We start from the raw sequence: 9608 nt of genomic DNA, 5'->3' as shown, positions 1-9608 counted from the left end.
AAAATTAAAAGGCATGAGCCCGGTAGATTACCGGATTCATGCCCTCAAGGCTGCCTAATTAAATAAAGTGTCTAACTTTTTGGGTTCACTTCACAATCAGCTCTTTTTTTTATGCAATAAACGGGCAGGTTAGCTGAAGAAGAGACCGATTCCCCTTATTATATTAAGAAAACAACATAGATGTCGCTATTTGAATCATGAAGAAATAGGTGAACATGCCATTCCGTTAATTAAGCATCTATAGGCAAACGCATGCTCTATGTGATACAGGCGTCTTGCATGTTAGCGACCATATGCAGACTATATAATGGGAGCGGATGCTAGCGATGAAAAATCCGTTGAGCTCAATCTCAATTAGCAGGACAAGGGGGCTCATCATCTCGCTAAACCTGTGCCACTGAAAAATTGAATATTAATTATGGATTGGGCTGCCTGCAAACTGTAGGTAGCCTATATTATATTTTTAGGGAGTAAGAGAATGCCGCATATAATCTGCCTCAACAACTCCAGCAAAATCCATATTTTCATTATTGATAATCTATCATTCTTATCCTTAAGGTACCGACCGAAAATGGTGAACAACGATATAAATTTACATGAAAATGCGGTACAACTGCATTGTAGAATACCAGCCAATCAACAACAGCCTTTTGGTCAATAGCATACGCCTTCTAATTCACTTTAGAAAATATTTGCAAGGAATTTAATCGATATATTTGATTATTTATAAGAGCTTATCTCCTATCCATGGGATGCCATAACCATGAAAAAAATGTTCAGATTATCAAAACCAGCTTCCTCAGAAGCTGGTTTTTGTTTTGCCGGTCGTTAACTTTTATCTTCATCTTCGACGTAAGGATCATGTTCGTATGCAGGTAAGTCCCCAAATGAAGTCATGATGCCATCTTCATCAAGTGCTTCTTCATACTGTTCGTGCTGACTGTTCGGGTAAACGGTAATATTTTTTCCGGAAATATCAGTCCCTACAAAGTTTTCATAAGATTCCACATATCCAATCGGATCAAGTGATTCGTTATACATGTCATTATAAGAGTCTTTATCATCTGTAAAAGCAAAGTCAGATGGTGTTTCAGATGTTCCATACTGCGCGACATCCTGCCACGAGTCTTCTGCATCATAGCTTACATTTTCATCTTGATTATCCATATCGAATTTTCCAAATGGAGGCATGAGCACCTCTTCTTCAACGGGACGATTATGGGATACGACTTGATCTGGACTGTGGTCTTTACAGAAAGTTGTGTAAGGAAGTGCCTCTAGTCTTTCAAAAGGAATTTCTTTACCACATTCCTGACACGTTCCGTATGTTCCATTATCCATCGCATCAAGAGCCCTGCTGATTTTGGTTAAATGATTAGTAGCATGCTCATTGAGGGCAAGATCTTTTTCCCGTTCGTATAATTCCGTCCCTTCATCTCCTGGATGGTTATCATAGCTTGATAATTCTCCCACTGACTCATAGGGATGTTCCCAGTCAAAGCCAAAATTATCATTCACTTTAAATTCGGCTTCAAGTTCTTTTTTCTCCTTAAGCAACTGCGAGCGAAACTCAGCTAATACTTGAGATGTTAACATAAACAAACCCCTTTCATTTATATTTTCGTGCTTATTAGTTCCAATTATGTAAGGAAGTTTTTTGTTTTTAAACTTCCTCATCGAATAAAAAACTTCTTAGGATGTATCATAAGACTGAAAGGCTAAAGAAATTTTAGGGGGGTTTAGAATGGTTAACATTGATTTCGACAAATTTATTAAATCTCAGAAAAACCACCAAGGACAATATTTGGGCAAAGAAAATCATCAAGAAGGCGTAAATGATAAGGACTACAACAATCGGGGAAATTCAGATAAATCGGTGGGGGCTACAGGAAGGAAACTATAGATCACCTCGAAAAGTTGGTGAAAAAACTGTATGACAGATATACAGGTACAACTCAGAAGAGGTGATCACTGTACGAAATAACCCGCAGAAGGACGGAGTTTACCTGAAGCGAACGCTGTTACATCATCAGTGGAAACCGTTACGTTGGATGTTGAATTAGTTATAGAGGGCCTACCATATGGCATTTGAATTATGGTGTTAGTTCCACGTGGGCAAGCTGACATCAAGCGATTTAATTCTCGGTGATCTGGTTCCATTCCATCCCCTACAAAGAAAAAAATTATGATTTGATCTTTATTAAAAGAGGGAATCGTGTAATTCATAAAGCTGAGAAAATATTCAAAAGAAAAGGCCTATCCCTGTTAGATCCGGGAAAGGCCAGCTTGAAATTCTGAATGACGGTTATGTACAAAATTCTCGCCTATAGCTCTAAAAATTCTAAGGCTATAGGTGAGAAGCTGCCCTGAAATAGGTTTATACGAATAGGCTTAGTAATAGAATAAAACCTAATCCAGCAATAGAAATGATTGACTCAAGTAATGTCCAGGTTGAAAATGTTTCTTTCATGCTTAGGCCAAAATACTCTTTAAACATCCAGAAACCTGCATCGTTAACATGTGAAGCGATTAAACTACCCGCTCCAGTTGCGAGTACAACCAAGGCAAGATTAACGTCGGATTGTCCTAACATCGGAATAACTAAACCGGCAGTTGTTAAAGCTGCAACAGTTGCAGAACCTAAGGATATACGTAAAATTGCAGCAATGATCCAAGCAAGCAAGATGGGTGATAGCGAAGTTCCTTTGAATAATTCGGCTACATAGTCACCTACGCCGCCATCAATTAATACCTGTTTGAAGGCTCCGCCGCCCCCGATGATTAATAGCATCATCCCAATATGAGTGATGGCGGTTGTACAAGATTCCATGACATTTTTGATTGGGATTTTTCTTGCTAATCCCATTGTATAGATTGCAACAAGTAAAGAAATCAACATGGATGTTGATGCATCACCAATGAAACGGATAGCTGCTAGTAAACTATTATCTTCAAATCCAATTGTTTTTTGAAGCAAAGTAATAATCGTAGCAATAGACATTAAAATAACGGGAAGCATTGCGGTAAATACACTGATACCAAAACCAGGAGTGTCTTCAAGTTTAAATACCTTTTGTTCACCTAAAGAGGCAATATTCCCAGTTTTAGTGAATGATTCAGGTACAAGCTTTTTAGCTAGTTTAGTAAATAATGGCCCAGCTAAAATGACTGTTGGGATTGCTATAATAAAACCGTAAAGTAATACTTCACCAATGTTTGCACCATATTCACCAGCAATGACGGTTGGTCCTGGATGTGGCGGTAAGAAACCGTGTGTCACGGATAAGGCTGCCACCATCGGAATTCCGAGATGTAAAATAGAGACCTTTAATTCCTTTGAAATGGCAAATACGATTGGAATTAATAGCACTAATCCCACCTCAAAAAATAGAGCGATTCCGATAATAAATGAAGCAACAACCACGGCCCATTGAATATATTTTTCTCCAAATTTGTTAACGAGCGTCATCGCAATTCGTTGAGCGCCCCCTGAATCTGCGATTAGCTTGCCCAGCATCGCTCCAAGCCCAAAGATCAACGCCAAGTGACCAAGTGTTCCGCCTAGTCCAGCTTCAATTGATTTTACAATTTGGTCCAAGGGCATCCCAAGTAATAAAGCAACTCCGAACGATACAATGATTAGTGAAATAAAGGTATTTAATTTTAAGCCCATTATTAATAGTAGTAATGCTAAAATCCCAACTGCTACAATGATTAATGGCATGCTAATTCCTCCAATTAGTTATCTAGTGGTGTTAATTAAGCTTCTTTGATAATTGGAAATCCGTGTATAATCTTCTTCTAATATTCTAGATAGATTAATGAAAATCGGCAGTAATTGCCTATATTCTTTTGTTGCTTCTTCTTTTGGTGTGTGTTTGTTGGTACTGCCAATCATTTCAGAAACGACTTCAAATGATTCGATTTTTCCTGTGGCATATAAGCCTAGAATACATGCTCCTAGACAGGAACTTTCGTAGCTTTCTGGGACAACTACTTCAGATGAGAAAATATCAGACATCATTTGCCGCCAAACATCTGATCTTGCAAAGCCTCCTGTGGCTTGAATACGGGTCACAGGACTTTCCATGCATTCGGTTAAGGCTAAAAAGACGGTGTATAAATTGTAAATGACTCCTTCTAGGGCAGCGCGAATCATATGTTCTTTCTTATGTGACATCGTTAAACCGAAGAATGATCCACGTACGTCTGGATTCCATAATGGCGCACGTTCACCAGCAAGGTATGGGTGGAATAATAATCCATCAGATCCTGGTCTTACACGTTCTGCAATCTTGGTTAATACATCATAAGGGTCAATTCCTAATCTTTTCGCTGTTTCTACTTCTGAAGAGGCAAGCTCATCACGGATCCAGCGAAGGACCATCCCGCCATTGTTTACCGGTCCGCCAATTACCCAGTGCTTTTCGGTTAAGGCATAACAAAATATTCTTCCCTTTTCGTCAGTTTGCGGCTTGTCAATAATGGTTCGAATGGCACCGCTTGTCCCGATTGTTACAGCAATTTCGCCTTTTCGTATCGCATTTACACCTAGATTAGAAAGGACTCCATCGCTGGCTCCGATGACAAATGGTGTTTGTTGATCAATGCCCATCTGTTTGGCTAAATCGGAATCACAGTTGGTAAATATCTTGGTTGTTGGCACAAGATCAGATAATTGGGAAGATGTGATTCCAGCAATTTTTAATGCTTCTTCATCCCAATCCAGTGTTTTGAGATTCATCAAGCCCATGGCTGAAGCTAGTGAATAATCTACAATATATTGATCAAAGAACTTTTTAAAAATATATTCTTTAATTCCGATATATTTTTTAACCTTGACAGCGATTTCAGGAAGGTCGTTCACGATCCAAGTTATTTTAGTCAATGGTGACATGGGGTGAATTGGTGTTCCTGTTCGTTTATAGATTTCCAGGCCATTCATCTCATCTTTTATATGATGTGCCCATGCTTGACTTCGATTATCTGCCCAAGTGATGCAAGACGTCAGCGGTAGGTCATTTTCATCCATGGCAATGACACTATGCATGGCACTGCTAAATGAAATGAACGATAGCTTTTTTTGTGAGTGATGTTTCATTATATTTGAAATGGTTTGTAGAACTGCCTGAAAAATCTCTTCTGGGTTTTGTTCTGCAGCCGATATAGCAGGTGTATAAAGCGGGTACCCCATATTTTCTTGTTGGATGACCTCGCCTTTTTCACTAAATAACACGGCTTTCGTACTTGTGGTTCCGATATCTACACCCAACATATAGTTAGTCATCTTGTTGCACGACTCCTTTTGTAAGCATTTGTTGTGACATCCATAGGTCTTCTACTTTACCTTGAACATCATCAAAGTTCTCATGAAAAGTCTTAATCATGAGGTCTCTATCTTTTGTTTTGATCGCTTCAATATAAAGCTCATGATTTTTTACAATCCGCGTGAAGTCTTCATACTTTTCTTTGAAACGCATACGCATCGAAATTAAGATGAGGCTTTCCATTACGGGTTTTAAATTACTCCAGATCATCAAGATATATGAATGATTATCTGCACGGATAATCGTTTCATGGAACAAGACATCTTGATAGGAAAATTCATCAGCATCATTATATTTGATTGCGACTTTCATCATTTCTAGTATTTTACTAAGTTCCCTTACTAAATGATTCGTGTCCATCCTTACTAGGCGTTCAAATACAAACGATTCTATAAGTAAACGAACATCATAAATTTCTTCGATTTCTTTTTCTGATAAACCTATAACAACGGCACCCATTCTTTCTAATCGGATAATATTTTCGGATGCGAGGATTTTTAATGCTTCACGAATGGGTGAGCGACTTACAGCAAAATCTGCAGCTAATTTATTTTCCGATAATATGGTACCGCTTTCAATTCTCCCGGAAATGATACGCATTCTTAGCTCACATGTAACACGTTCACCAGCAGAGGCTTTTGAGAGCCATTTAGTGGGATAAAGAAATTCCCTTGAATCGTCCATACATTCACCTTCTTGAGTTCGAGTATACTTGTATACAAGTATTATAACGAAGATTTTTGATTTTGCAAACGCTTTTAAATCGATGCCCATTACACCCCGTCCCCTCAACAGAAGAAACATTCCTTAAAAAGTAAGAAAAATATCATTTTTCCCTTATTGGTAAAAAATACCCTCATTGTTAAGTTAATGTTATTCCCTTATAATTTTCAAGAAACATAGAAATGTTATGAATAGGAGAACAGAATGAAAAAACTGTGGAACACATTACTTTCCCTTACGTTGTTAATTAGCTTATTCCCGCAATTAGCATCGGCTGCTCAAAGCAATAATTTTGACCAGGAATTTAAAAAGTATTTAAAGGAGGTAAGCCTTGTTAGGGGCTTTGAAGTGACGAAGGATGATATTGAAACGTCGCTTTCTTTTTACGATGAAAGTATTAAAAACTTTCAATCTATTGATGAGCTTAAAGATACTTTAGGAGAAGTTATAAAAGCAGATTTAAGCAATTTAAAGCCTATTTATGAAGATTATAATCTTACTAATGAGAGTCTAATTAAACTGTTGAACGAGAACGGAGAAGAGCTGGATGATTATATCTTTTTCTGGGACCTCGATGAAGCTGTTTATTTCTATAAAGAAGAGGGCGATTTTGAACGAGATCCAAACTTTGACCAAGAATTAGTCAATTATTTAGCAAAGGTTAGCAAGGAAAGAGGCTTCGAAGTAACAAAAGAAGATATCGAAGTGTCATTAGAACCCTATGAAATGAGCACGGAAGACTTTGAATCTGTCGAAGAGCTTAGCGAGTTCTTAGGTGACGTCATAAAGGCAGACTTAAGTAACTTAGATTATTTTAATGAGAATTATGAACTGGATAAACAATCCCTGCTTCAATTGTTAGAGGAAAATGGTGAAGATATTAACGATTATATATACATAGATAATCTTGAAGAAACTGTTTGGACCCTTACTGGCGGGGAATTGGATGGTGAAGTTGCCGAAGATCTTCTTCCTATTTTCGAGGAAGAACTCGGTCTAACCGAAGAGGAACTACAGCGTCTTGAAGACCATTTAATGTCTTTGGAAGAGCATCTTTCCAATCCGGAAACAGTCAAGCGACTTGAAGAATTGGGCAACCGTATGATGGCTTTCGAGGAATTTGACGTAGCAACCGAGCTTTCAGCCGAACAAATAGCTGAAATGGCATCTATCTATGAAGAATTACTTTCCATCTTTAAGCTTAAAGTATCCTATTCGCTTGTGAAAAGCGGTTCGGAATCGCCTATTTCTCTTTTTGATTTAATGAAAATGGATGAATTGAAGGGTGCTAACCTAAAAATTGCGATATACACTACAGACGGGAAGTTCTTGGCTGATCTTTTGATTACGGGTGATATGGTCGATTCTGACACTCTTACGAATGCAGGGCAACAAATAAAGGAATCTGCTAAAGAGGTGGCAAAGACCATTGAAAAGGCACCCGTTGCAAAACCAGTAAAACAAAAAATTAGCTCTCATACTAAATCGGAACATCAAACGGTAAAAGGGGCCAAGCTGCCAAAGACCGCATCGGATTACATCCCTAACGCCCTTTTAGGACTGTTCATCGTTTTGCTGGGATGCATGATGTATCGAAAAATCAGGAACGCTTAATATGAAACAATTAAAGAAAAGGCGGTTTCTTCTGCTTTCATGTACAATTGCTATCATTTTATTTGGGGTTTGGTTTTCCACATCTAATATGTATAAGTTTGCAAAAGGCTACTTTCTATATAAGACTCATGCTCCAAGTAGCCAAGTAAAAGAAACAGTACATAAACCACCAAGTAATAAAACAACAAAGGAAGAGCTTTATCCTGTCCGCCCAAAAACGGGTGAAGAAATGGGGGAACTGTATATACCCAAACTAAAAGCAACACTCCCTATTTTCCATGGCACAAACGAGAATGAACTGGAGAAAGGTGTAGGTCACTTTGCAGGAAGTGTGCTACCAGGTGAAAATGACAATTCGGTTCTTTCTGGTCATCGAGATACGGTATTCCGTAAACTTGGGCAAGTTGGCGAGGGAGATTTGTTGATTGTAAGAACTTCGGCAGGAGAGTTCACATACAAAGTCAATAAAGTTCGCATTGTGGATGAGGATGATCGAACCGTAATCGTTCCAAAACCACGAGCGACACTAACCGTCAGTACATGTTATCCCTTTGATTATATTGGATCAGCTCCTGAACGCTATGTACTTGTCGCTTATCTTACTTCAAAAACAGTAGGTTAATAAAAAGGCGAATATATGGTGCACCTACTGGCTTCAGCATTCCTTCTATTAACTTAATACGCGAGAGTCCCAATAGGTTAAACCCTATTGGGACTTTTTTAGCTTCTAAAGAATGTATAATCAACGTGTATGATAGGACTTTCTTTAAAACAGATGATGTTCAGTAAACACTGATTATGACGGACAAAATGACGAAAGAGTTTAGTTTAATTAAGAATCTCTTCGTAAGCTAGAGGATGTGTTAGCACTTTTAAAGGGTGCCAATTTGGTGACGGAGGTAAGAGGGAGAAAATCGTGAGGAAGATAGAAAAACGCCTAAAAAGGCGTTTGTTAATCATTTTTATTGACTTTACCATCGTTTCCCTTGTCAATACCGGTAGCGTTATTAATCAATTGTGGAAACAAGTTTAACCCCTGATCCATAGCATTCATTGAATCGGCTTTTTGGCCAATATTTTTTGATTTTTCTTGTTTTTTCATTTTTGTCGCCTCCTAAAATTAGGATTCGTAGTAAATCAAAAAATATTCCAAAGTAATTTATTAGTGATTATGTTGCACCCGGGAGACTATCTGTATATTCAAACAGTCATATTGTATAAGTAAACTGCATTCCTTGGGTATTTAAGATGTCCATTATCGTTTTTGTGTAAGTAAACTAACGGAGCAGAATGGATTATTAGAGAAGATTCATTCTTTAGTACCTAATTAACTAAATAGATAGCCGGAAAATGGGAATATGTAATTAAATGGAAAATGGTCCCGTGGCACATAGAAATATCAATTTTTACATGGTAAAGTCTAGAAGAAGGAAAGGAGAGAGGTTATTATAAAAAAATTATTAAATATTGGGATGTCAGTTACTCTTGTCTTTGGTCTGTTTTTTGCGATATCACCGATGAATAAAGCGTATGCCTTGTCCTATGATAATACAAATCCTTATTCGACTGGTTGTGCCAATAAAAGCCCAATCACCTATGAAACAGAATATATCTATAAAAACGGTGTGAAAATTGGATATGTGCAGCTAAAAGGAAGTGCGTATTGTCATACGGCTTGGGGTTACGTAAAGTTTTATTCGGCTGCACCGCATGATTATTATGCGAATGTGTGGGTTGATAGTTATAATGGCAGTTCTAAGAGAGCATATACAAGTTGTGCTAGTTCCGGTGGTAACGGATGGATCATGAAAGGTCAGACCTCATGTTATACCGCTCAATTATGGGATAAAGATCCGTATAATGCTTTGGCCAAAGCGGGTATTTATTCTTCAAACGGGGCTCTTATTATTTCTGCGAACACCGGTCGTTATTAATATATTATAT

10 protein-coding genes are annotated in these 9608 nt (G+C 37.9%); 4 read left to right on the top strand and 6 right to left on the bottom strand.

Annotated features, from left to right (window positions below):
• Positions 1 to 828: 828 nt before the first annotated feature.
• Complete coding sequence (locus ACFWE9_RS23920; protein WP_230162086.1) at positions 829 to 1596, bottom strand: yteA family sporulation protein; 768 nt, start codon at positions 1594 to 1596, stop codon at positions 829 to 831.
• Positions 1597 to 1744: 148 nt separating this feature from the next.
• Here ACFWE9_RS23920 and ACFWE9_RS23915 point away from each other — a divergent pair, with 148 nt between their 5' ends.
• Positions 1745 to 1903, top strand: a complete 159-nt coding sequence (locus tag ACFWE9_RS23915) for a hypothetical protein (RefSeq protein ID WP_377359149.1) — start codon at positions 1745 to 1747, stop codon at positions 1901 to 1903.
• A gap of 65 nt (positions 1904 to 1968) precedes the next feature.
• Here ACFWE9_RS23915 and ACFWE9_RS23910 read toward each other — a convergent pair whose 3' ends face one another.
• The 4 genes from ACFWE9_RS23910 to ACFWE9_RS23895 form a co-directional block, all read right to left on the bottom strand.
• Positions 1969 to 2160 (bottom strand): hypothetical protein, encoded by a 192-nt coding sequence (locus tag ACFWE9_RS23910; RefSeq protein ID WP_377359147.1) that lies wholly within the window; start codon positions 2158 to 2160, stop codon positions 1969 to 1971.
• Between the two features lie 217 nt (positions 2161 to 2377).
• Positions 2378 to 3724, bottom strand: coding sequence for a GntP family permease (locus tag ACFWE9_RS23905; protein WP_230162091.1), 1347 nt, complete (start codon positions 3722 to 3724; stop codon positions 2378 to 2380).
• A gap of 18 nt (positions 3725 to 3742) precedes the next feature.
• Positions 3743 to 5287, bottom strand: a complete 1545-nt coding sequence (gene gntK, locus ACFWE9_RS23900; protein WP_377359144.1) for a gluconokinase — start codon at positions 5285 to 5287, stop codon at positions 3743 to 3745.
• Positions 5280 to 6011, bottom strand: coding sequence for a GntR family transcriptional regulator (locus tag ACFWE9_RS23895; RefSeq protein WP_377359151.1), 732 nt, complete (start codon positions 6009 to 6011; stop codon positions 5280 to 5282). The genes gntK and ACFWE9_RS23895 overlap by 8 nt, the downstream gene beginning before the upstream one ends.
• Before the next feature lie 243 nt (positions 6012 to 6254).
• Here ACFWE9_RS23895 and ACFWE9_RS23890 point away from each other — a divergent pair, with 243 nt between their 5' ends.
• Together ACFWE9_RS23890 and ACFWE9_RS23885 are read left to right on the top strand one after the other, a co-directional pair.
• Positions 6255 to 7664, top strand: a complete 1410-nt coding sequence (locus tag ACFWE9_RS23890) for a processed acidic surface protein (protein ID WP_377359142.1) — start codon at positions 6255 to 6257, stop codon at positions 7662 to 7664.
• A 1-nt stretch (position 7665) separates the two neighbouring features.
• Entirely contained in the window at positions 7666 to 8286 is a 621-nt protein-coding gene (locus tag ACFWE9_RS23885) for a class D sortase (RefSeq protein ID WP_377359139.1), read from the top strand.
• A gap of 330 nt (positions 8287 to 8616) precedes the next feature.
• Here the strand turns inward: ACFWE9_RS23885 and ACFWE9_RS23880 are convergent, their stop codons facing one another.
• Positions 8617 to 8766, bottom strand: a complete 150-nt coding sequence (locus ACFWE9_RS23880) for a hypothetical protein (RefSeq protein ID WP_230162099.1) — start codon at positions 8764 to 8766, stop codon at positions 8617 to 8619.
• Between the two features lie 415 nt (positions 8767 to 9181).
• Between ACFWE9_RS23880 and ACFWE9_RS23875 the strand changes: the two genes are divergently transcribed.
• Positions 9182 to 9598 carry a DUF2690 domain-containing protein gene (locus ACFWE9_RS23875; protein ID WP_230162101.1) on the top strand — a complete coding sequence of 139 codons (417 nt, stop codon included), beginning with the start codon at positions 9182 to 9184 and terminating at the stop codon, positions 9596 to 9598.
• Positions 9599 to 9608 lie beyond the last annotated feature (10 nt).

It is taken from the genome of Peribacillus sp. NPDC060253 (assembly GCF_042727425.1).
In the GTDB taxonomy this organism is placed as follows: domain Bacteria; phylum Bacillota; class Bacilli; order Bacillales; family DSM-1321; genus Peribacillus.
Note: the sequence above shows the minus strand (reverse complement) of the source record. Positions and strands in the feature narration are given on the sequence as shown.